The 21,254-nt window shown below is 63.1% G+C and carries 19 protein-coding genes and 1 pseudogene; 11 read left to right on the top strand and 9 right to left on the bottom strand.

Going from position 1 to position 21,254, the window contains the following annotated elements:
- Positions 1–102: 102 nt before the first annotated feature.
- Entirely contained in the window at positions 103–1,473 is a 1,371-nt protein-coding gene (gene radA / locus ABOC32_RS07325; protein WP_426810574.1) for a DNA repair protein RadA, read from the bottom strand.
- Positions 1,474–1,649: 176 nt separating this feature from the next.
- Here radA and mscL point away from each other — a divergent pair, with 176 nt between their 5' ends.
- Positions 1,650–2,069 (top strand): large-conductance mechanosensitive channel protein MscL, encoded by a 420-nt coding sequence (gene mscL, locus ABOC32_RS07320; RefSeq protein ID WP_016497928.1) that lies wholly within the window; start codon positions 1,650–1,652, stop codon positions 2,067–2,069.
- A 131-nt stretch (positions 2,070–2,200) separates the two neighbouring features.
- On the opposite strand, the gene ABOC32_RS07315 is transcribed toward mscL, so the two are convergent.
- Positions 2,201–2,977, bottom strand: a complete 777-nt coding sequence (locus ABOC32_RS07315; RefSeq protein ID WP_426810573.1) for a ferredoxin--NADP reductase — start codon at positions 2,975–2,977, stop codon at positions 2,201–2,203.
- Between the two features lie 212 nt (positions 2,978–3,189).
- On the opposite strand from ABOC32_RS07315, the gene ABOC32_RS07310 reads away from it, so the two are divergent.
- Complete coding sequence (locus tag ABOC32_RS07310; protein ID WP_426810572.1) at positions 3,190–3,897, top strand: autoinducer binding domain-containing protein; 708 nt, start codon at positions 3,190–3,192, stop codon at positions 3,895–3,897.
- A 95-nt stretch (positions 3,898–3,992) separates the two neighbouring features.
- Positions 3,993–5,117: a methyltransferase gene (locus tag ABOC32_RS07305; protein WP_426810571.1), complete on the top strand. Its 1,125-nt coding sequence runs from the start codon at positions 3,993–3,995 to the stop codon at positions 5,115–5,117.
- 117 nt (positions 5,118–5,234) lie between these two features.
- Here the strand turns inward: ABOC32_RS07305 and ABOC32_RS07300 are convergent, their stop codons facing one another.
- Genes ABOC32_RS07300 through ABOC32_RS07290 form a run of 3 tightly spaced genes read right to left on the bottom strand, consistent with a single transcriptional unit; the run spans position 5,235 to position 7,847 of the window.
- Positions 5,235–5,390 carry a DUF2474 domain-containing protein gene (locus ABOC32_RS07300; RefSeq protein ID WP_043197828.1) on the bottom strand — a complete coding sequence of 52 codons (156 nt, stop codon included), beginning with the start codon at positions 5,388–5,390 and terminating at the stop codon, positions 5,235–5,237.
- 9 nt (positions 5,391–5,399) lie between these two features.
- Positions 5,400–6,407, bottom strand: a complete 1,008-nt coding sequence (gene cydB / locus ABOC32_RS07295; protein WP_426810570.1) for a cytochrome d ubiquinol oxidase subunit II — start codon at positions 6,405–6,407, stop codon at positions 5,400–5,402.
- A 3-nt stretch (positions 6,408–6,410) separates the two neighbouring features.
- Positions 6,411–7,847, bottom strand: a complete 1,437-nt coding sequence (locus ABOC32_RS07290) for a cytochrome ubiquinol oxidase subunit I (protein ID WP_426810569.1) — start codon at positions 7,845–7,847, stop codon at positions 6,411–6,413.
- Positions 7,848–8,204: 357 nt separating this feature from the next.
- On the opposite strand from ABOC32_RS07290, the gene ABOC32_RS07285 reads away from it, so the two are divergent.
- From ABOC32_RS07285 to ABOC32_RS07265, 5 genes are all read left to right on the top strand, one after another.
- Complete coding sequence (locus ABOC32_RS07285; protein ID WP_426810568.1) at positions 8,205–9,425, top strand: MFS transporter; 1,221 nt, start codon at positions 8,205–8,207, stop codon at positions 9,423–9,425.
- 318 nt (positions 9,426–9,743) lie between these two features.
- Positions 9,744–11,039: an NCS2 family permease gene (locus ABOC32_RS07280; protein ID WP_043197822.1), complete on the top strand. Its 1,296-nt coding sequence runs from the start codon at positions 9,744–9,746 to the stop codon at positions 11,037–11,039.
- Entirely contained in the window at positions 11,036–12,121 is a 1,086-nt protein-coding gene (gene trmA, locus ABOC32_RS07275; protein ID WP_426810567.1) for a tRNA (uridine(54)-C5)-methyltransferase TrmA, read from the top strand. Before ABOC32_RS07280 ends, trmA begins: the two co-directional genes overlap by 4 nt.
- Positions 12,122–12,178: 57 nt before the next feature.
- Complete coding sequence (locus ABOC32_RS07270) at positions 12,179–13,084, top strand: LysR family transcriptional regulator (protein ID WP_426810566.1); 906 nt, start codon at positions 12,179–12,181, stop codon at positions 13,082–13,084.
- Between the two features lie 103 nt (positions 13,085–13,187).
- Positions 13,188–13,622 (top strand): cupin domain-containing protein, encoded by a 435-nt coding sequence (locus ABOC32_RS07265; RefSeq protein WP_426810565.1) that lies wholly within the window; start codon positions 13,188–13,190, stop codon positions 13,620–13,622.
- A gap of 33 nt (positions 13,623–13,655) precedes the next feature.
- Here ABOC32_RS07265 and pcaG read toward each other — a convergent pair whose 3' ends face one another.
- Both pcaG and pcaH read right to left on the bottom strand, forming a co-directional pair.
- A complete protein-coding gene (gene pcaG, locus ABOC32_RS07260; protein WP_003251601.1) occupies positions 13,656–14,261 on the bottom strand; it encodes a protocatechuate 3,4-dioxygenase subunit alpha in 606 nt (201 codons plus the stop codon).
- A gap of 10 nt (positions 14,262–14,271) precedes the next feature.
- On the bottom strand, positions 14,272–14,991 hold the full coding sequence (gene pcaH, locus ABOC32_RS07255; RefSeq protein WP_016489110.1) for a protocatechuate 3,4-dioxygenase subunit beta: 720 nt from the start codon (positions 14,989–14,991) through the stop codon (positions 14,272–14,274).
- A 177-nt stretch (positions 14,992–15,168) separates the two neighbouring features.
- On the opposite strand from pcaH, the gene ypfJ reads away from it, so the two are divergent.
- From ypfJ to ABOC32_RS07240, 3 genes and pseudogenes are all read left to right on the top strand, one after another.
- The gene (gene ypfJ / locus ABOC32_RS07250; RefSeq protein ID WP_043197816.1) at positions 15,169–16,068 is read left to right on the top strand and encodes a KPN_02809 family neutral zinc metallopeptidase; all 900 of its coding nucleotides are present in this window, start codon (positions 15,169–15,171) and stop codon (positions 16,066–16,068) included.
- Between the two features lie 317 nt (positions 16,069–16,385).
- Positions 16,386–17,450 (top strand): annotated as a pseudogene (locus tag ABOC32_RS07245) (methyl-accepting chemotaxis protein); the annotation flags it as partial.
- Entirely contained in the window at positions 17,442–18,305 is an 864-nt protein-coding gene (locus ABOC32_RS07240; protein ID WP_426811577.1) for a methyl-accepting chemotaxis protein, read from the top strand. The pseudogene ABOC32_RS07245 and the gene ABOC32_RS07240, both read left to right, overlap by 9 nt.
- Before the next feature lie 132 nt (positions 18,306–18,437).
- On the opposite strand, the gene ggt is transcribed toward ABOC32_RS07240, so the two are convergent.
- Positions 18,438–20,105 (bottom strand): gamma-glutamyltransferase, encoded by a 1,668-nt coding sequence (ggt, locus tag ABOC32_RS07235; protein ID WP_426810564.1) that lies wholly within the window; start codon positions 20,103–20,105, stop codon positions 18,438–18,440.
- A 117-nt stretch (positions 20,106–20,222) separates the two neighbouring features.
- Positions 20,223–21,119 (bottom strand): LysR family transcriptional regulator, encoded by an 897-nt coding sequence (locus ABOC32_RS07230; protein ID WP_426810563.1) that lies wholly within the window; start codon positions 21,117–21,119, stop codon positions 20,223–20,225.
- Between the last annotated feature and the right edge of the window lie 135 nt (positions 21,120–21,254).

Here is a 21,254-nt window from a genome sequence, read left to right as displayed (position 1 = left end):
CCCATACAAATCTGCTGGCCATACCGGCCTCTTCGCAGCACAAGGCTGCTCCTACAGGTACCGCGCCATCCTGAGGCGGCGAGTCGCCTGACAGGCCATGAATTACTCGAACAGTGCATCCAGGGCCTGCTCCAGGCGGGTCACGGCAATTACCTGCAGCCCCGCCGGCGATTCTTTCGGCGCATTGCCCTTGGGCACGATGGCGCGCTTGAAGCCATGCTTGGCCGCCTCCTTCAACCGTTCCTGGCCACTGGGCACCGGCCGCACCTCGCCCGACAGGCCGATCTCGCCAAATACCAGCAGCCCATGGGCCAGTGGCCGGTTGCGCAAGCTGGACATCACTGCCGCCAGCAACGCCAGGTCCGAAGCCGTCTCCAGCACCTTCACCCCGCCCACCACGTTGAGGAACACGTCCTGGTCATGGGTGGGAATACCACCGTGACGGTGCAGCACCGCCAGCAACATGGCCAGGCGGTTCTGGTCCAGGCCCAGGGTTACCCGGCGCGGGTTGGCCAGGTGGCTGTCGTCGACCAGTGCCTGTACCTCGACCAGCATGGGCCGGGTGCCTTCCCAGGTGGCCATCACCACACTGCCCGGCACTTCTTCCTGGGCACGGTTAAGGAAGATCGCCGACGGGTTGGACACCTCTTTCAGGCCCCGGTCGGTCATGCCGAACACGCCCAGTTCGTTGACCGCACCAAAGCGGTTCTTCACCGCGCGCAACAGGCGCAGGCGGCCGTCCGACTCACCTTCGAAATACAGCACGGTATCGACCATGTGCTCCAGTACCCGCGGGCCGGCCAGCGAGCCTTCCTTGGTCACGTGGCCGACCAGGAAGATCGCCGTGCCGCTCTGCTTGGCATAACGCACCAGCAGCGCGGCGCTCTCGCGCACCTGGGCCACGCCGCCGGGTGCCGACTGCAACTGCTCGGTGAAGATGGTCTGGATCGAGTCGATCACCATCACCCGCGGTTTCTCGACGCGCGCCGTGGCAATGATGGTTTCGATGCAGGTTTCGGTCATCACCTTGAGCTGGTCCTGCGGCAACCCCAGGCGCCGCGAGCGCATGGCCACCTGCTGCTGCGACTCCTCACCGGTGACATACAGCGCCGGCATGCCCACGGCGATGTTGCACAAGGTCTGCAGCAGGATGGTCGACTTGCCGATGCCCGGGTCGCCACCAATCAGCACCACCGAGCCATCCACCAGGCCGCCGCCCAAGACGCGGTCCAGTTCGGCGCTGCTGGTGGTGAAGCGCGGGATTTCCTCGACGCTGACTTCGGCCAGGGTCTTGATCTGCGCTTGCTGCCCGGTCCAACCGGCGCGGCCGCTGCTGGGCGCAGCGGCACCACCGCTCTCGATCATGGTTTCGACCAGGGTGTTCCAGGCCCCGCATTCGCCGCATTGGCCGGCCCATTTGGGGAAGGTCGCGCCGCACTCGGTGCAGCCATACAAGCGCTTGGCCTTGGCCATGGGTGGGGTCTCCTGGAAAAAACCGCCATGATAGCCGAGCCGGACGTGTCTCGAACGCTTCGGGATGCGACAAAACTATTCGTTCTAACCGCAGTCACTAACCCTGAACACGACGCATGAACCGTTTTAGTGGCTTACACTGCGTTAACCTTACCTTTTGTTACAAGGAACCAAACATGGGCATGATCAGTGAGTTCAAGGCCTTCGCGGTCAAAGGCAATGTCGTCGACATGGCGGTCGGTATCATCATCGGCGCAGCCTTCGGCAAGATCGTCTCGTCCTTCGTCGGAGACGTGGTCATGCCGCCACTGGGTCTGTTGATCGGGGGTGTGGACTTCAGCGACCTGGCGATCACCCTGAAGGCTGCCGAAGGGGACATTCCGGCGGTGGTGCTGGCCTATGGCAAGTTCATCCAGACCGTGATCGACTTCCTGATCGTTGCCTTTGCCATCTTCATGGGTGTGAAGGCAATCAACAGGCTCAAGCGCGAAGAAGCCGTGGCGCCGACTGTACCGCCAGTGCCTTCGGCTGAAGAGACCCTGCTGACCGAAATTCGCGATTTGCTCAAGACGCAGAACCAGAACCGCTTGCCTTGAGATAGCTGGGGGCGCTTTGCGCCCCTTTCGCGGCACAAGGCCGCTCCTACAGGAATTCGCGATAAGTCAGCTATTCGCGATCTCCTGTAGGAGCGGCCTTGTGCCGCGAAAGGGCCGCAAAGCGGCCCTGATTACCAGTAGTTTTCCACAGCCACTTGCCCCGGCCGCTTGCTCAGGCTCAGATGCAGGTCACGCGCCTTCAGCACCTTGCGCGTCTCGTCGATCATCTCCGGGTTGCCGCACAGCATCACCCGCGAATGTTCCGGCGACAGCTCCAGCCCTGCTGCCTTCTCCAGCTCGCCGTTTTCGATCAGCGTGGTAATGCGCTGGTTCAACGCCCCCGGGTGCTGCTCTCGGGTCACCACCGGAATGAACTGCAACTTGCCGGCGTACTCAGCCAGGTAATCGCGCTGCTCCAGCCCGGCGATTTCATCCATGTAGGCCAGCTCTTTCGCTTCACGCACCGAATAGACCAGCTTGATGCTGTCAAAACGCTCCCAGGCCTCGAAGTCCTGCAGGATCGACATAAATGGCGCGATGCCAGTACCCGTCGCCAGCAACCACAGGTCACGGCCACCGATGAACCGGTCGAGGGTGAGAAAGCCGAACGCCTGGCGATCAATCAACAGCGTGTCACCTGCACCCAGCCGGCTCAGCTCACTGGTGAATTCACCGCCCGGCACCACGATGGAGAAGAAGTCGAGGTGCTCATCATGCGGTGCACTGACCATTGAATAGGCGCGCCACACCACGCTGCCATCGGCCTTGGTCACGCCCAGCCGGGCGAACTGGCCGGACCGGAAGCGGAACCCCGCATCGCGCGTAACCCGCAGGCTGAAGAGGTTCGGCGTGAGCGGCTGAACGTCGAGCAGGGTCTGGCGGGTGAACTTTTCGGCGCTAGCGGTCATATCGGGCTCCAGGTTTGACGTGCGCACAGTGTCGCGCAAAGTGGCCCGGATAAAAACCACTGCTTTGTAGGGCCTCATCAAGGGTGATCGTGCCGAAGTTGCAGAGAATCGTGAGCGCTATAGCAAAAAAAACCAAACGTCATGGTAGGTCTTTTCCTACAATGATGCGGGTACCCAAATGGATTGGATCCGACACCCTAGGAGTGTTTCAGATGCTTCACTGGAATCCCGAACACCTTCATGCGTTCGTCAGTGAGCGCAGCCCAAGGAAGCTGTTCGACATCGCAGTACATCTGGCACAAGACCTGGGCATGGATTACCTCGGGCTGAATATGCGCATCCAGATCGCCACGCAGACACCCAGGGTGTACCTCTACAGCAACTACCCGGACGAGTGGATCGAGCGCTACCAGCGCGATGAGTTCTACAAGCAGGACCCGGCCGCCAATGTCAGCCACAGTTCGACCATGCCGGTGCTGTGGACCGACGAACTGTACCGTGAAGCCCCGCAATATCGCGAAGCGGCCTGCCAGCACGGTTTGCGCCATGGCTGGACGCAATCACTGCACGACTTGCAGCACAACGAAAGCCAGATCAGCGTGGCAAGGCCGGCCGAAAAGATCGACATCGTCGAGCTTTACGACAAGGCCGGCAGCGTGCAGTGGCTGTGCCATACCCTGCATGCAGTACTCGGCGAACATCACCTGAAAGCACTGTGCCCGCCGCAACCGAAAATGAGCGAGCGTGAACTGGAAGTACTGAAATGGTCGGCTGCCGGCAAGACCGCTGCCGACGTGGCCTGCATCCTGTCACTGTCGCAAAGCACGGTGAACTTCCACATTCGCAGCGTGATCACCAAGACCAACGCCGCCAACAAGGCAGGCGCCATCGCCATCGCCGCCATGCGTGGCTGGATCTGACCTTCAAACCTGCGACCTCGGGCAAAGCCCTGTAGAATTGCCCGGCAAAGCCCGGGGCGAACCGCATCGGGCAGTTTATACCCGAGCCAGACGCCATGCCCCTGTTGACCACCCCCTACGCCGAACTCGACCTGATCCGCCAGCCGGAACAGGCCAACGACCCGTTGCAGGCTTTCGATGCCGCCGACGAGTACCTGCTTGCGCAGTTGCACGAACAGGCACCCGACGCCAACTGCCGGGTGCTGGTGCTCAATGACAGTTTCGGTGCCTTGGCGGCCAGCCTGGCAGGCCGGCTGCAGGTGGTCAGCAGCGGCGATTCGCACCTGGCGCACCTGGCCCTGGAAAAGAACCTGGCACGCAACGGCTTGCCGTTCGACAGCGTGCCCTTCGTACCGGCCAGCGAACACTGGCAAGGCCCGTTCGACCGGGTGCTGGTGCGCGCGCCCAAGACCCTGGCCTTGCTTGAGGAACAACTGATCCGCCTGCAGGGCCACCTGGCGCCTGGCGCCCAGGTGATTGCCGGGGCGATGATCAAGCACTTGCCACACGCAGCCGGCGACCTGATGGAAAAGTACATCGGACCGGTGCAGGCGTCGCTGGCACAGAAGAAGGCCCGCCTGCTGACGGCAACGCTGGCCGAACGGCCGGTCGCCCGCTCGCCCTACCCTAGCCGCTACCGCCTCGACGCACCGGCACTGGAGCTGGTCAACCACGCCAACGTGTTTTGCCGTGAAGGCCTGGATATCGGCACCCGGGCATTCCTGCCGCACCTGCCCCGTGACCTGGGCAACGCGCGGGTGGCAGACCTGGGCTGCGGCAACGGCGTGCTGGCGATTGCCAGCGCCCTGGCCAACCCGGACGCGCAGTACACGCTGGTCGACGAATCGTACATGGCGGTGCAATCGGCGCAGGAAAACTGGCAAGCCGCGCTGGGCGAGCGCCCGGCGACGTTCATCGCCGCCGATGGCTTGGCCGGGGTGGAGAAGCAGTCGCTCGACGTGGTGCTGTGCAACCCGCCGTTCCACCAGCAACAGGTGGTGGGCGACTTCCTTGCCTGGCGCATGTTCCAGCAGGCGCGCGAGGCGCTGGTGGTGGGTGGGGCGTTGTATATCGTGGGTAACCGCCACCTGGGTTACCACAGCAAGCTCGCTCGCTTGTTCCGTGGCGTTGAGCAGGTGGCAGCGACGCCCAAGTTCGTCATCCTGAAAGCCCGCAAGTAATCCTGTACTGGCCCTATCGCCGGCAAGCCAGCTCCCACAGGTACAGCACAGCCTTCAAGGGCAGTGAATATCCTGTGGGAGCTGGCTTGCCGGCGATAGGGCCAGCACAGGCTAACCTCAATGGGTGGTAAGGCCTGCGGCCCCCATGAACAACCGCATCACCCACGCCGCCACACCCAGGGCCGCAACGCTCATTGCCCAGATCAGCAGCAGCCAACCCAGCCGCTGCCACAGCGGTTTCTTCTCTTCAAAGCCATGTTTGCCTGTCATCATGCGGGCCTCCTAGTGATAGCCGTCTTCATGGGTCACCTTGCCGCGGAACACGTAGTAGCTCCAGAAGGTGTACATGAGGATGAACGGCAGGATGAACAGTGTGCCCACCAGCATGAAGCCCTGGCTTTGCGGTGGTGCTGCGGCATCCCAGATCGAAATCGACGGCGGGATGATGTTCGGCCACAGGCTGATGCCCAGGCCGCTGTAGCCGAGGAAGATCAGCACCAGGGTGAGCAGGAACGGCGTGTAGTTCGCATTGCGCGCCACGGCCTTGAGCAGCCCGTAGAAGGTCACCACTACCAGCAGCGGCACCGGCATGAACCAGAGCAGGTTAGGCATGCTGAACCAGCGGTCGGCGATCTGTGGATAAGCGATCGGTGTCCACAGGCTGACAATACCGATTACCACCAGCAGTACCAGCGCCAGCGGCCGGGCCATGTCGTGCATCTTCGTTTGCAGCGACCCTTCGGTCTTCATGATCAGCCAGGTGCAGCCCAACAGGGTGTAGGCAACAATAAGTCCCACGCCACAGAACAGGCTGAACGGGGTGAGCCAGTCGAGGGTGCCACCGGCAAAATGCCGGTCGACCACTTTGAAACCTTCGAGGAAGGCGCCCAGGGCCACGCCCTGGAAGAAGGTGGCGACCAGTGAGCCGCCGATAAACGCCTTGTCCCAGATATGCCGCTTGTCGGCCGTGGCCTTGAAGCGGAACTCGAAGGCCACGCCGCGGAAGATCAGGCCCATCAGCATCAGGATCAGTGGCAGGTACAGGGCTTCGAGAACGACTGCATAGGCCATCGGGAATGCCCCGAACAACCCGGCACCTCCCAGTACCAGCCAGGTTTCGTTACCGTCCCAGACGGGCGCGACCGTGTTCATCATCACATCACGGTCATGCTCGCCCTTGACGAACGGGAAGAGCATGCCGATCCCAAGATCGAAACCATCCATCACTACGTACATCATGACGCCGAAGATAATGATCACGGCCCAGATCAGCGGAAGGTCGATACCCATGGCTCAGTTCCCCTTGCTCAGGCTGGCGGTGTTGGCGTCCTGGCCATCATCGGCGGCAGACAGCGGCCGCGCCGGCGTGCGTGTGGTGCCAGGGCCGCCTGGGTTGTGCTCGTCGCCTTCGCCGGTCTGCGGCCCTTTGCGCACCAGGCGCATCATGTAGCCAAGGCCGGTGCCGAACAGGGCGAAGTACACCACCACGAAGGCCACCAGGGTGAAACCAAGCTGGGCATAGCTGTGGTTGGACACACCGTCCGCCGTGCGCATCAGGCCATACACCACCCAGGGTTGGCGGCCGATCTCGGTGGTGAACCAGCCGGCCAGCAATGCAATCAGCCCGGAAGGCCCCATCCATAGCGCCATATACAGGAACGGGCGCGAGGTGTAGAGCGTGCCTCGCTTGCGCAGCCAGAGGCTCCACAGGCCAACGAAGATCATCAGGAAGCCGAGCCCGACCATGATCCGGAACGACCAGAACACGATGGTCGAGTTGGGCCGGTCCTCGGGCGGAAACTCCTTCATCGCCGGCACCTGCTTGTCCAGGCTGTGGGTCAGGATCAGGCTGCCGAGCGCCGGGATCTCGACCTTGAAGCGCGTGGTCTCGGCCTTCATGTCGGGGATACCGAACAGGATCAGCGGCGTCGGCTCGCCAGGCACATTCTCCCAGTGGCCTTCGATTGCGGCGATTTTCACTGGCTGGTGCTTGAGCGTATTCAGGCCATGGAAGTCGCCGATCACCGCCTGGATCGGGGCAACGATCAGCGCCATCCACATGGCCATCGACAGCATCTTGCGCACCGCTGGGTTGTCACGCCCGCGCAGCAGGTGCCAGGCCGCCGAGGCGCCGACGAAGAATGCAGTGGAAACGAACGCGGCCGTGGCCATGTGCATCAGCCGGTAGGGGAACGATGGGTTGAACACCACCGCAAACCAGTCCACCGGCACCACCCGGCCATCAATGATCTCGTGGCCTTGGGGGGTCTGCATCCAGCTGTTGGAGGCCAGGATCCAGAACGTGGAGACCAGCGTACCGATTGCCACCATCACCGTGGAGAAGAAGTGCAGGCCGCGGCCGACACGGTTCCAGCCGAACAGCATGACGCCGAGGAAACCGGCTTCAAGGAAGAAGGCAGTGAGTACTTCGTAGGTGAGCAGCGGGCCGGTGACCGCGCCAGCAAAGTCGGAGAAGCGGCTCCAGTTGGTACCGAACTGGTAGGCCATGACCAGGCCCGAGACCACGCCCATACCGAAGTTGACGGCAAATATCTTTGACCAGAAGTGATAGAGGTCACGGTAAACCTGCTGGTGGGTCCGCAGCCAGAGGCCTTCGAGGACTGCCAGGTAGCTCGCCAGGCCAATGGTGATGGCCGGGAACAGGATGTGGAACGACACGGTAAAGGCAAACTGCATTCGGGCGAGCTCTAAGGCCTCTATTCCGAACATGGTGCTTCCTCTTCAGATAATCCGGCGTCCGGGCTTGTGGCCTCAGTCGCCCACTGCCCCCACTGGGTCGAGTACGGCGCGTTGGAATTGTTCTGTTCGATCGCAGGGATTCCGGCCCAGAGGGCCCATTCGTTGAACAAGCGGTTGCAAAAGCAACGATTGACCCAGATCAACGAATGCTAGGAAGCATAGTCCCGAATAGACCGGCGGGACGTGTGGTTGTTTGCCGCGTGACCGGTTGCCCCACCCTCTTTCATAACGCGTGAAAAAGTGCCGATCCGGGCAAACAGTAACCGCTTGTTACAAACAGGTGATACGCTGCGCCCCCCTCTACTGCGCCGAGGCCCCTGGTTTCCGATGTCTGATTCCGCACCGCAGTTGTTGCGTCACCACCGCCCCTTCCTGGCCTTCTGGCTGGCCCGTGTATTCACCGCCAGCGGCTTCCAGATGCTCACCGTGGCCATTGGCTGGCACCTCTACCAGTTGACCGGCAATGTGCTGGACCTGGGCCTGGTCGGCCTGGTCGAGTTCGCCCCGCGGGTGCTGTTCATGCTGCACACCGGGCACGTGGCCGACCGCTATGACCGGCGCAAGGTCGCCGCCTTGTGCCAGAGCCTGCAGGGGCTGATTGCCCTCGCGCTGGCAGTGGGCAGCGCCACCGACAACGTCACACGCGAGCTGATCTTCGCCCTCGCCTTCCTGCTGGGCGCCACGCGCTCGTTCGAGATGCCGGCAACCCAGGCGCTGTTGCCTAACGTGGTGCCGCCCGGGCTGTTCCCGCGGGCGGTGGCGGCTTCGGCGTCGGCGACCCAGTCGGCAACCATCGTGGCGCCGGCGGTGGGCGGCTTCCTGTATGCCTTTGGCAGCATCTGGGTGTATGGCCCCACTGTGGCCCTGTATGCCATCGCATGCGTGCTCACCCTGAGCCTGCAGGCGCGCGGCCAGGTGGTGCAGCGCGGGCGTGCGAGCATCGAATCACTGCTGGCCGGCATTCGCTTCATCCGTAGCCGGCCCGACATCCTTGGCGCCATTTCGCTGGACCTGTTCGCCGTCCTGCTGGGTGGGGCCACCGCGCTGCTGCCGGTGTTCGCCAAGGACATCCTGCTGACCGGCCCGCTGGGCCTGGGCCTGCTGCGCTCGGCGCCGGCGGTGGGGGCGTTAGCCATGTCGCTGTGGCTGGCACGCTTCCCGTTCGAGCGCAACGTCGGGCGAACCATGTTCACCGCAGTCGGCGTGTTCGGCGTGGCCACCATCGCCTTCGGCCTGTCGACCTCGTTCTGGTTCTCGCTGGCGGTGCTGGTGGTACTGGGCGCGGCGGACATGATCAGCATGGTCATTCGCAGTTCGTTCGTGCAGCTGGAGACCCCGGACGAAATGCGCGGGCGGGTGAGCGCGGTGAACGGGTTGTTCATTGGTGCCTCGAACCAGCTCGGCGAGTTCGAATCGGGGGTGACGGCGCACTGGTTTGGCACAGTGCCGGCGGTGGTGATGGGCGGGGTGGGCACGCTGGTGGTGACGGGGGTGTGGATAAAAATGTTCCCGACACTGGCCAAGCGGGATCGGTTGCATAACAACTGATCACCGGCCTCAAGCCCTGCGCTGAGTCTTGTAGGAGCAGCCTTGCGCTGCGAAGAGGCCCTTACTGCCATAAAGAATCTTCTGTCAGACCGGCCTCTTCGCAGCACAAGGCTGCTCCTACAAGGTTCAGCACAGGTTTTGAGGGTGGCGCGGGTTTGCAAAATCCCATTCCCCAACGGCCATAGGCCCCCGCCAAGCATGCTGGTATGATGCGCGGCTTTTTTCCTCCCCACACAAAACCACGGCAACCGGTACGGTCTGTGCTTTGCTGATGGGGTCGATACATTCATGGCGCCGGGGGCGCCTTGGGGAGCGGGCATGCTGGAAAGGCTGTTTCAACTAAGAGCACACAACACCAACGTGCGCACCGAGATTCTCGCGGGCGTCACCACCTTCCTGGCCATGGCCTACATCCTGTTCGTCAACCCGAGCATCCTCGGCGAGACCGGCATGGACAAGGGCGCGATCTTCGTGGCCACCTGCCTGGCAGCGGCCATCGGCTCCACCACCATGGGCCTGATCGCCAACTACCCGATCGCCCTGGCGCCGGGCATGGGCCTGAACGCGTTCTTCACCTACACCGTGGTGCTGCACATGGGCCACACCTGGCAAGTGGCGCTGGGCGCGGTGTTCCTGTCGGCGGTGATGTTCTTCCTGCTGTCGATCTTCCGCATCCGCGAATGGATCGTGAACAGCATCCCACTGCCGCTGCGTTCGGCGATTGCTGCGGGTATCGGCCTGTTCCTGGCGCTGATCGCCCTGCATAACGCCGGTATCGTCGTCGATAACCCGGCTACCCTGGTGGGCCTGGGCGACCTCAAGCAGCCCGCACCGATCCTCGCCACCCTGGGCTTCTTCCTGATCGTGGGCCTTGAGTCGCTGAAAGTGCGCGGCGCCGTGCTGATCGGCATCCTGGCCGTGACCATCGCCTCGATCGTGATGGGCGTGACGCCGTTCGCCGGGATTGTCTCCATGCCGCCGTCGCTGGCGCCGACCTTCCTGCAGCTGGACATCGCCGGCGCGCTGGACGTGGGCCTGGTCAGCGTGATCTTCGCCTTCCTGTTCGTCGACCTGTTCGACAACTCCGGTACCCTCATCGGCGTGGCCAAGCGCGCCGGGTTGATGGGCAAGGACGGCCACATGCCGAAGATGGGCCGCGCCCTGATCGCCGACAGCACCGCCGCCATGGCCGGTTCGCTGCTCGGCACCTCGACCACCACCAGCTACATCGAGTCCGCTGCGGGCGTGAGCGCCGGTGGCCGCACCGGCCTGACCGCCATCGTGGTTGCCGTGCTGTTCCTGCTGGCGTTGTTCTTCGCCCCGCTGGCCGGTAGCGTGCCGGCGTTCGCCACCGCTCCGGCGCTGCTGTTCGTCGCCGTGCTGATGGCTTCGGGCCTGGCAGAAATAAACTGGGACGACGTCACCGAAGCCGCGCCAGTGGTCGTGACCGCCCTGGCCATGCCGCTGACCTACTCGATCGCCAACGGCATCGCCTTCGGCTTCATTTCCTGGACCGCCGTCAAGCTGATCTCCGGCCGCCACCGCGACCTGAACCCGGCCCTGGTGATCCTTTCCATCCTGTTCGTCATCAAGCTGGGCTGGTTCAACGCATGAGTGCTGCTTTCGACCCCTCCTCCTACGCCACCCAGCTGGACGCCAAGGTGGCCCGGCTGCGCGAGCTGCTGGCGCCATTCGGCGCGCCGGAACCGGCGGTATTCGACTCGCCGCGCGAGCACTACCGCCTGCGCGCCGAGTTCCGCCTGTGGCGCGAGGATGGCCAGCGCCACTACGCCATGTTTGCCCCGGGCGACAAGCACAAGGCGATCCTCATCGACGATTTCCCCATTGCCAGCCAGCGCATCAATGCACTGATGCCGCGCCTGAAGGCGGCCTGGCAGGCCAGCGAGGAACTGGGCAACCGCCTGTTCCAGGTGGAGTTCCTCACTACCCTGGCCGGCGATGCGATGATCACCATGTGCTACCACCGCCCGCTGGACGAGGCCTGGGAAGCAGAAGCGCGGCAACTGGCTGAAACGCTGGGCGTGAGCGTCATTGGCCGTTCCAAAGGCAAGCGCCTGGTGATCGGCCGCGACTACGCGGTGGAAAAACTCGACGTGGCTGGCCGTGTGTTCAGCTATCGCCAACCGGAAGGCGCGTTCACCCAGCCCAACGGCGCGGTGAACCAGAAGATGCTGAGCTGGGCCTTCGAGGCCATTGGCGAGCGCCAGGACGATTTGCTGGAGCTGTACTGCGGCAACGGCAACTTCACCCTGCCGCTGGCCACCCGCGTGCGTCAGGTGCTGGCGACCGAAATCAGCAAGACTTCGGTCAATGCCGCGCTCAGCAACCTCGACGAGAACGCTGTGGATAACGTGCGGCTGGTGCGCTTGTCGGCCGAAGAGCTGACCCAGGCGCTGAATGAGGTGCGGCCGTTCCGTCGCCTGGAAGGCATCGACCTGAAAAGTTATGACTTCGGTACGGTGTTCGTCGACCCGCCGCGTGCGGGGATGGACCCTGATACCTGCGAGCTGACCCGGCGTTTCGAGCGGATCCTGTACATCTCCTGCAACCCCGAGACACTGGCGCAGAACATCGCCCAGTTGCAAGATACCCACCGTATCGAACGCTGCGCGCTGTTCGACCAGTTCCCGTATACCCATCACATGGAAAGCGGGGTGTTGCTGGTCCGGCGCTGATCCGCTACCCGGTGGGGCCTGCAAGGCTCCACCGGGCGCTTCAGGAGAGCTGTGCCGATGGACCAGTTGAACGCCATGCAGGCCTTTCGCCGGGTCGTCGACCTCGGCAGCTTCAGTGCCGCCGCCAGCCAGGCAGGCCTGTCCCACACCGTGCTGTCACGCCAGGTGAAACAGCTGGAACGCCAGCTGGGCACGCAATTGCTCACCCGCACCACCCGCCGCCTGCACCTGACCGAAGCCGGGACACTCTTCTACCACCACTGCGTGCAGATCCTCGAACAGATGCAGGCGATGACCCTGGAGCTTTCCGAGCATCAGCAGCAGCCCACGGGTACCCTGCGCCTGGGCGTGGCAACGGCCTTCGGCGAACTTGAACTGGGGCGCTGGCTGCCAGACTTTGTCGAGCGCTACCCGCGCCTGCAGGTCGAGCTCCATTGCAGCGACCGCTTCATCGACCTGCTGGAAGAGCAAATCGATGTCTGCCTTCGGATTACCGATCATCTGCCCGACTCCAGCCTGGTAGCCCGCCTGCTGGCCCACAGCGAGGTGCTGCTGGTGGCCGCACCGCGCTACCTGGAACGCCACGGCACGCCCACGTCCCTCGACACACTGGTTGACCATCCCCTGCTCGGCTACAGCAACCTGCCTCACCCACAGCGGCTGCATCTGACCAACCAGCAGGGTGAACAGCGCAACATCCTGATGCCCCGGCGCCTCAGCGCCAACTCGCCGATGGCCCTGCGCGCTGCTGCCATCGGCGGGCTGGGCATTGCCAGCTTCGACCGTTTCATCGTGCATGACGCCTTGCTGGACGGGCGCCTGGTGCCGGTGCTCAAAGGCTGGAAACTGCCACCACGCAACCTGTATGCGGTGTACCCGCAAAGCCGCTACCTGGCACCCAAGGTGCGGGCGTTGCTGGACTATGCGCAAACCTACTATGCGCAGCCCAGATGGCAGGCCTGATCTGTGCAAAACACGCACAAGTCATGGGCGCCGTACGGCGTATTTGTGCGGAAAATGATTAGTTAGGCTTCGTTGCATTGTCACTCAACGAAGGAGCTCTACCATGAAAGCATTGCAGGCGATCATAACGGGCGTGGCGCTAGCCACCCTGGCGGTTGGCATCAACGCGGCAGAAAACACCGTGTCTGTACCCGACAGCGCAGCACTGAAGTGGCAGGACGTACCCAACACCAACGGTGCAGTCAGCTACGCCAATGTTGAAGGGGATATTTTCGGGACGGGGCCTTACTCGGCCTATGTGAAATTCAAAAAAGGTACCGACAACGGTCTGCACCAGCACAGCCAGGCACTGCCGACCGTGGTGCTGAAGGGTACTTTCTACGCGGAGATCGATGGCAAACGCACTGAGTTCTCCGCCGGGTCCTACTACAAGCTGCCGGCCGACCTGGTGCATAAAAGCGGATGCACTGCCGCGGCCGATTGCCTGCTGTTCCAGTACCAGGCCGATGCGTTTGACCTGAAGCCTGTGCACGGCTGATAGTCCGGGGCCGCGTGCGGCCCCGGCTTTCCATCAGAAGTCGAAGAACACCGTCTCGCCTTCACCCTGAATGCGGATGTCAAAGCGATACGCCGTCTTCCCGTCCACTTCGCAACGCTTGGCAATCAAGGTTTCACGCCGCTGCGGCTGCTCGATCAGGTTCAGCACAGGGCACTTGGCGTTGGCCTGGGCTTCGTCATCGAAGTACAGGCGCGTGTGCAGGTGGATGTTGATGCCACGGGCAAACAGGCTGATGTTGATGTGCGGCGCCATCGGCACGCCAGCCGCGTTGTTCACCACACCCGGCTTGACCGTGTGCAGGGTCCACTCACCGGCATCGAAAGTAGTAGCGGTGCGGCCAAAGCTGTTGAAGGCGTTTTCCAGGTTGTAGGCATCCTGGTACTCGCCATTGGCGTCGGCCTGCCACACTTCCAGGAACGAGTCGCGCACCAAGTGGCCGTTACCGTCATACACCTGGCCGAGCAGCAGAATGTGCTCGCCTGGCGCGTCTGGCTTGGCCAGGCGGTTCCAGATTTCCTGGTCGCGGGTCGGGTTGCCGGCCGCTTCCAGGGCCAGGCCGATGTGCACGTAGGGGCCGGCAGTCTGCGAAGGGGTTTCCGGCAGCAGTTCGATTGGCATGGCGGGTTCCTCAGCAGTTTTCGAAGTGGGTCTTGCGCTGGCCGCGCAGCACGATGTCAAAGCGGTAGGCCAGGCAGTCCATCGGGTTGGCGTTGCTCATGTCGAGCTTGGCGATCAACTGCTGCACGGCTTCCGGGTTGGCGATCGACTTGACGATCGGGCACATCGGGATCAGCGGGTCACCCTCGAAGTACAGCTGGGTGATCAGCTTGGTGGCAATCGACGGGCCGCTGATGCCGAAGTGGATGTGCGCCGGGCGCCAGTCGTTCGGGCCGTTGCGCCATGGATACGGGCCCGGCTTGATGGTGCGGAAGCTGTAGTAGCCGTCGCTGTCGGTCAGGCAACGGCCAACACCACCAAAGTTCGGGTCCAGCGGTGCCAGGTACCGGTCGTTCTTGTGCCGGTAGCGGCCACCGGCGTTGGCTTGCCACATCTCCACCAGGGTGTTCGGCACAGGCTTGCCGTACTGGTCGACGACGCGGCCGGCAACGATGATGCGCTCGCCGATTGGCAGGCCACCGTTGTTGAAGTTCAGCAGCAGGTCATGGTCGTGGGCACCGAAGCCCAGGTGGGAAAAGTTCGGACCCGTCGTTTCGCTGATCGACTGTGGAATGCTGACCAGTGCCTGGCGCGGCGAGCGGGCAATGGACGTTTTGTAGTCAGGCGTAAGGGCTTTGGGGTGCCAGTTGCGATCACGGATCACGAAGCGGCTGTTGTCCTGTGCGGGCATGCCGGTTTCCTCTCTTGGAATTATGGACTTACAGTTTCCGGCAGGTCGCGCGCGATGAATATTGAAATCGACCACTTGAACCATAACCAAATGGTTATGGTTTAACACTTTGGCCTGACGCCTGCCGCTGTCGTGGACTAATCTTTGTCTTCTTGTTTCACGCTCCGGAGAGCATTCATGGAATGGCGAAAAGGCCGACGCAGCGACAACGTGGTCGATGCCCGAGGCGAAGGTGGCAGTGGCGGCGGCGGTGGCATGCGTTTCGGCGGCGGCAAGGGGCTGGGGCTTGGGGCGATTCTGCTGATCGTTGGCATCGGCTGGCTCACCGGGCAGGACCCGTTGCAGATTCTTGGCCAGCTGACCGGCCAGATGGAACAGCAGCAACAGCAAACCGCACCCAGTGGCACAGGCGCCAAGGCGCCACCGGCCAACGACCAGCAGGCCGAGTTCGTTGCCTCGGTGCTGGGCGACACCGAGGACACCTGGAAAGCGCTGTTTGCCGAAGCCGGCAAGCAGTACCGCGACCCCAAGCTGGTGCTGTTCAGTGGCCAGGTCAATTCGGCCTGTGGCTTTGCTTCGGCGGCGGTGGGGCCGTTCTACTGCCCGGCGGACCAACGGGTGTACCTGGACATGTCGTTCTTCCGCGAAATGGAAACCCGCTTCGCAGCGGCGGGCGACTTCGCCCAGGCCTACGTGATCGCCCACGAAATCGGCCACCACGTGCAGACCCTGCTGGGTGTTTCGGCCAAGGTCGACGCTGCACGCCGCAACGGCCAGCGCATGGAAGGGGACAACGGCCTGCTGGTGCGACAGGAACTTCAGGCCGACTGCCTGGCCGGCGTGTGGGCCTACCAGGCGCAAAAGCGCCTGAACTGGCTGGAGCCGGGTGACGTCGAGGAAGCGCTGAACGCAGCCAATGCCATTGGCGATGACCGCCTGCAGCAGCAAGGCCGCGGGCGCGTGGTGCCGGACTCGTTCACCCATGGTACCTCGGCACAGCGGGTGCGCTGGTTCAAGGCCGGGTTTGCCCAAGGTGAGGTGAACAGCTGCGATACCTTCAGTGCGCGTAACCTTTAACATCTGCCGCATGCTGGTGCGGTCCTTGTAGGAGCAGCCTTGTGCTGCGAAGAGGCCATTGCAGCCGAAGACAATCTTTAGCCTTACCGGCCTCTTCGCAGCACAAGGCTGCTCCTACACGGTGAAGCGGCAGCCTGGGTGATGGTGCAAGACCGTTGCTTTGAACAATTAAAAAACCATCTTCGTCTTTTGCTGAAAAAGCGTTTCAGCTTCCCTGATCATTGCCGATAACCCCTGCACGAATCAGCGGGCACCCAGAACAACAACGCCTTGCGATCGAAGATCAAGAGAGCGAAAACTACTTCTGGAGAGCGTGCATGAACAGCTGGTTCGCCAACATCAGCGTCAACCTGAAACTCGGCCTGGGCTTCGGCCTGGTGCTGATCCTCACCGGCCTGCTGGCCCTGACCGGCTGGACCAGCCTGGGCAGCCTGATTGACCGCAGCAACTGGATGGGTGACATCGGCCAGCTCAACAAAGACCTGACCGACCTGCGCATCGCGCGCCTGCAGTACATGATCGCCAACGGCGACGATGCCGCCGCCGCCAACACCCAGACCAAGCTGGATGCCTTCAGCAAGCAGCAGGCCTACCTGGCCAGCACCTTCAAAAGCCCGGACAACGTCAAGCTGCTCAATGAGCTGGGCGCAACCATCAGCGCCTACAAGGTGTCGCTGAACAAGATGCGCCAGGGCTACGACGCCACCCGCGCTGCGCGCGTTGCCATGGACAGTTCGGCCACCCGCGCCGACCAGGCCATGGACGCCCTCAGCCAGGAAGTCATGGCGCGCCCGGAGGCCGACAGCGTGCGCCTGGCCCAGTACCAGCTGATCAGCAAGGCCCGCCAGCAACTGCTGCAGGTGCGCGTCGACGTGCGCGGTTACATAGCCGACAACAGTGCTACCAACGAGCAGGCCGCCCTGCGCCAGCTGGACGCGGCCCTGGCCGATATCGACAACCTCAGACGCCAGCTGCCCGCCGAAGACGCCCGCCTGCAACAGTTCGAGCGCTCGGTACTGGCCTACCGCGACGCTGTACGCCAATTCCGCGACGCGGTCGCCGACATCACCACCTCGCGCGCCGAAATGACCGTGCAGGGCGCCGACATCGTCAAGCGCAGTGATGCGCTGTACCAGATCCAGCTGGAACGCCGCGACATCGAAAGCACCCAGGCCCGCAGCCTGCAGGCCATCGCTACCCTGCTGGCCCTGCTGGTTGGCGTGCTGGCGGCGGTGCTGATCACCCGCCAGATCACCGGCCCACTGCGTGAAACCCTGGTAGCGGTGGAAAAGATCGCCAGCGGCGACCTCACCCAGCACGTGCGCATCACCCGCCGCGACGAACTGGGCGTGCTGCAGCAAGGCATCGCGCGCATGGGCACCACCCTGCGCGAGCTGATCACCGGCATCCGCGATGGCGTCACCCAGATCGCCAGCGCCGCCGAAGAGTTGTCGGCAGTGACCGAACAGACCAGCGCCGGCGCCAACAGCCAGAAGGTCGAGACCGACCAGGTGGCCACTGCCATGCACGAGATGGCCGCCACCGTTCAGGAAGTGGCGCGCAATGCCGAGCAGGCCTCGCATGCCGCCACCGGTGCCGACGACGAAGCCCGCGCCGGCGACCGCGTGGTAGGCGAAGCGATTGGCCAGATCGAGCGCCTGGCCGAGGACATGCACCGCTCCACCGAGGCCATGAACCTGTTGCAACAGGAAAGCCAGAAGATCGGTAGCGTGATGGACGTGATCAAGTCGGTGGCCGAACAGACCAACCTGCTGGCGCTGAACGCGGCGATCGAGGCGGCGCGTGCCGGTGAGGCCGGGCGTGGTTTTGCCGTGGTCGCCGACGAAGTGCGCGGCCTGGCCCAGCGCACGCAGAAGTCCACCGAAGAAATCGAAGCGCTGATTGCCAGCCTGCAGGAGGGTACCCAGCAAGTGGCGAACGCCATGCAGGGCAGCCGTACCTTGACCGACAGCAGCGTCGAACTGGCGCGTAAGGCCGGGGCCTCGCTGGAGAACATCACCAGCACGGTGTCGAGCATTCAGTCGATGAACCAGCAGATTGCTGCGGCGGCAGAGCAACAGAGTGCAGTGGCGGAAGAGATCAGCCGCAGCATCCTGAATGTGCGTGATGTGTCCGAGCAGACGGCGGCAGCCAGTGACGAGACGGCGTCGGCGAGCGTTGAGCTGGCCCGCTTGGGTGGGCAGTTGCAGACACTGGTCAGCCAGTTCCGCGTTTGACCTCTAGATTGTGGGGCCGCTTTGCGGCCCTTTCGCGGCACAAGGCCGCTCCTACAGGAGATCGCGGTCCCCTGTAGGAGCGGCCTTGTGCCGCGAAAGGAGGGCAAAGCCCTCCCAGCATTCTGGCAGGTATTACTTGACGATCATCCCCACCCCACGCCCACGCGGATCGGAAGCGGTCTCAAGCTTCGCCCCATCCACCCGGATCGCCTGGATATCGCCCATCTCCCAGCCTTGGTCCTCCAGCACATAGCCCATCTTCTTCAGCTCGTCAGCCACCGGCCCGGTCAGGGGTGCGTAACTGTCAAAGTAGATGGTGTCCTTGGGCAGCAACTGATGGTGCACGCGCTGCGCCGCCACCGCCTTGGCCAGCGGCATATCGTAGTCGTACAGGTTGTTCATCACCTGGAAGATCGAGGTGAAAATCCGCGAACCACCCGGGGTACCGATCACCAACTCGACCTTGCCATCACGGGTCATCAGGCTGGGGCTCATCGAGGACAGCATGCGCTTGCCCGGTTCGATTGCGTTGGCATCCCCACCGACGACACCAAAGGCATTCGCGGCGCCTGGCTTGGCGCTGAAGTCGTCCATCTCGTCGTTGAGCAGGAAACCTGCGCCCTTCACCACCACGCCACTGCCATAGTCGAGGTTGAGGGTGTAGGTGTTGCTGACCGCGTTGCCCTGCTTGTCGACGATCGAGAAGTGCGTGGTCTGGTGCGGCTCAAGGCCCGGCTTGACCTGGTCGGTGTCGGAAATGGCCTTCGGGTTGACCTGCGCGGCGCGCTTGGCCAGGTAGTCCTTGGCCACCAGCTGGTCCACCGGCACCTTGGTGAAGGCCGGGTCGCCGAGGTAGTCGGCACGGTCGGCGAATACGCGTTTCTCGATTTCCGCCAACAGGTGGATGTACTGCGCCGAGTTGTGCGCTACCCCCTTGAAGTCCGCCGCGCGGTCTTCCTTGATGCCCAGCAGCTGGGCCAGGGCGACGCCGCCTGAGCTTGGCGGTGGTGCGGTGTAGACCACATTGCCACGCCAGCTCACGGCCATCGGCTCACGCCATACGGCCTTGTAATCCTTCAAGTCTTCTTTGGTGATCAGGCCCTTGTCAGCCTGCATCTGCGCCACCAGCAGGTCGGCGGTCTTGCCCTGGTAGAACTCGCTCACGCCCTTGTCGGCGATGCGTTCCAGGGTCTGGGCCATTTCTGGCTGCTTGAACAGCTCACCGACCTTCATGTTGCCGAAGTAGTCATTGAAGTTGGTCGCGGTTTTGAACATGCCCAGGGCATCGTTGCGGTACTGGTACTGCTTTTCCGCCACCTTGAAGCCGTTTTTCGCATAGCCGATGGCCGGGGTCAGCAGCTCGCTCCAGGGCAGCTTGCCGAACTTCTGGTGCGCCTCCCACAGGCCCATCACCGTGCCGGGCACACCCGCGGCGCGTACCCCGACCAGGCTGAGGTTTTCGATGACCTCGCCCTTGTCGTCCAGGTACATGTTGCGCGTGGCCGCCTTGGGCGCGACTTCGCGATAGTCGAGGAAGTAGGGCTTGCCGTCGACGAACAGGGTCATGAACCCACCACCGCCGATGTTACCGGCCTCCGGGTAGGTCACGGCCAGGGTGAAAGCGGTTGCCACTGCGGCGTCTACCGCGTTGCCGCCCTTTTTCAGAATATCGGCGGCTACCTGTGCACCATATTGATCGGGTGCAGCCACCGCGCCGCCCTCCAGCGTGGCGGCATAAACCGAGGAACAGCTCAGGATCGCGGCTGCGAGAGCCAGGTACTGGAACGGGACAATACGCATGACACTTCCTTGGTGTTGTTTTTGTTGAGCAGTCAGTAAGACCGAAGCGTTTCGACTGTGCAATCAACCGTAGGAAATTTCGCCGCCCGTGGGCAGGGTATGTCGCGTTCAGGCAACTCAGCAGGCGTACATCGCCAGCTTGCGCTGGATGAAATCGAGGAAGCACTGGATACGCAGGGCCAGCTGGGTGTTGCGGTAGTACACCGCGTGAATTGGCTGGCGGTAGCCGTTGTTGGCCTCGCTCAGCAGCACTTGCAGGCGCCCGGCGCGGATGTCCTCGTGGGTCATGAAGTGCGACAGGCTGACGATGCCCTCGCCGGCCAGTGCCAGCTGGCGCAGGGTCTCGCCGCTGGAGGCGATCAGCGCCGGGCGGATGCTGAAGCGGTCACCCTCAGCGTGGCGCAGCGGCCAATGGTTGAGCGATTCGGGCTGGCTGAAGCCGAGCAGGCAGTGGTTGGCCAGGTCCTCGACCCGCTGCGGCGTGCCGTGCTCCTCCAGGTAGGCCGGGCTGGCCAGTACCTGCACCGGGCTGCAGCCCAGGTTGCGCGCGTGCAGGCTGGAATCGGCCAGTTCACCGATGCGGATCGCCACATCGGTGCTTTGCTCCAGCAGGTCGATGATCAGGTCATCGGTGTTCAGTTCCAGCTCGATGCCCGGGTACTCGCGACGGAACTCGCCGATCCACGGCAGAATGGCATGCAGCATGAACGGCGCAGCGGCGTTGATGCGCAAGCGGCCGGTGGGCGTCTGGTGGTTCATCGACAGGCGCTCTTCCATCTCGTCCATCTGCTCCAGGATCAGCCGTGAGCGCTCGAGGAAGTAGCGGCCCTCTTCGGTGAGGTCCATGCGCCGGGTGGTGCGGTTGACCAGCGTGGTACCCAGCTTGCCCTCCAGGCGCGACAAGGTGCGGCTGACGGCGGACGGGGTCTGGCCCATCTGCTCGGCGGCGGCAGAAATCGAGCCGCAGTCGATGACGGCGACGAATACCTGGAGCTCTTCGGATCGGGTTTTCACATCTGGGCCTGTGGCTGGTCTGTGCAAGGATTAGATAGCCGCTTGTCGAGGCCAAGTCCAGCGGTGCCTGTATCGGCCTCTTCGCGGGTAAACCCGCTCCCACAGGTATTGCACAGCTTTCAAGCACTGTGGAGT

This window comes from Pseudomonas sp. WOUb67 (assembly GCF_050058005.1).
Taxonomy (GTDB): Bacteria; Pseudomonadota; Gammaproteobacteria; order Pseudomonadales; family Pseudomonadaceae; genus Aquipseudomonas; species Aquipseudomonas putida_R.
Note: the sequence above shows the minus strand (reverse complement) of the source record. Positions and strands in the feature narration are given on the sequence as shown.

Bases quoted from the DNA above. Each gene is read 5' to 3' on its own strand.
- ABOC32_RS07240 (WP_426811577.1), top strand. From the start codon at position 17,442: ATGGGCACCACCCTGCGCGAGCTGATCACCGGCATCCGCGATGGCGTC.
- ABOC32_RS07290 (WP_426810569.1), bottom strand. From the start codon at position 7,847: ATGTTCGGAATAGAGGCCTTAGAGCTCGCCCGAATGCAGTTTGCCTTT.
- ABOC32_RS07300 (WP_043197828.1), bottom strand. From the start codon at position 5,390: ATGATGACAGGCAAACATGGCTTTGAAGAGAAGAAACCGCTGTGGCAG.
- ABOC32_RS07285 (WP_426810568.1), top strand. From the start codon at position 8,205: ATGTCTGATTCCGCACCGCAGTTGTTGCGTCACCACCGCCCCTTCCTG.
- ABOC32_RS07280 (WP_043197822.1), top strand. From the start codon at position 9,744: ATGCTGGAAAGGCTGTTTCAACTAAGAGCACACAACACCAACGTGCGC.
- ABOC32_RS07265 (WP_426810565.1), top strand. From the start codon at position 13,188: ATGAAAGCATTGCAGGCGATCATAACGGGCGTGGCGCTAGCCACCCTG.
- trmA (WP_426810567.1), top strand. From the start codon at position 11,036: ATGAGTGCTGCTTTCGACCCCTCCTCCTACGCCACCCAGCTGGACGCC.
- mscL (WP_016497928.1), top strand. From the start codon at position 1,650: ATGGGCATGATCAGTGAGTTCAAGGCCTTCGCGGTCAAAGGCAATGTC.
- ABOC32_RS07270 (WP_426810566.1), top strand. From the start codon at position 12,179: ATGGACCAGTTGAACGCCATGCAGGCCTTTCGCCGGGTCGTCGACCTC.
- radA (WP_426810574.1), bottom strand. From the start codon at position 1,473: ATGGCCAAGGCCAAGCGCTTGTATGGCTGCACCGAGTGCGGCGCGACC.
- ABOC32_RS07305 (WP_426810571.1), top strand. From the start codon at position 3,993: ATGCCCCTGTTGACCACCCCCTACGCCGAACTCGACCTGATCCGCCAG.
- ABOC32_RS07315 (WP_426810573.1), bottom strand. From the start codon at position 2,977: ATGACCGCTAGCGCCGAAAAGTTCACCCGCCAGACCCTGCTCGACGTT.
- ypfJ (WP_043197816.1), top strand. From the start codon at position 15,169: ATGGAATGGCGAAAAGGCCGACGCAGCGACAACGTGGTCGATGCCCGA.
- cydB (WP_426810570.1), bottom strand. From the start codon at position 6,407: ATGGGTATCGACCTTCCGCTGATCTGGGCCGTGATCATTATCTTCGGC.
- pcaH (WP_016489110.1), bottom strand. From the start codon at position 14,991: ATGCCCGCACAGGACAACAGCCGCTTCGTGATCCGTGATCGCAACTGG.
- ggt (WP_426810564.1), bottom strand. From the start codon at position 20,105: ATGCGTATTGTCCCGTTCCAGTACCTGGCTCTCGCAGCCGCGATCCTG.
- ABOC32_RS07310 (WP_426810572.1), top strand. From the start codon at position 3,190: ATGCTTCACTGGAATCCCGAACACCTTCATGCGTTCGTCAGTGAGCGC.
- pcaG (WP_003251601.1), bottom strand. From the start codon at position 14,261: ATGCCAATCGAACTGCTGCCGGAAACCCCTTCGCAGACTGCCGGCCCC.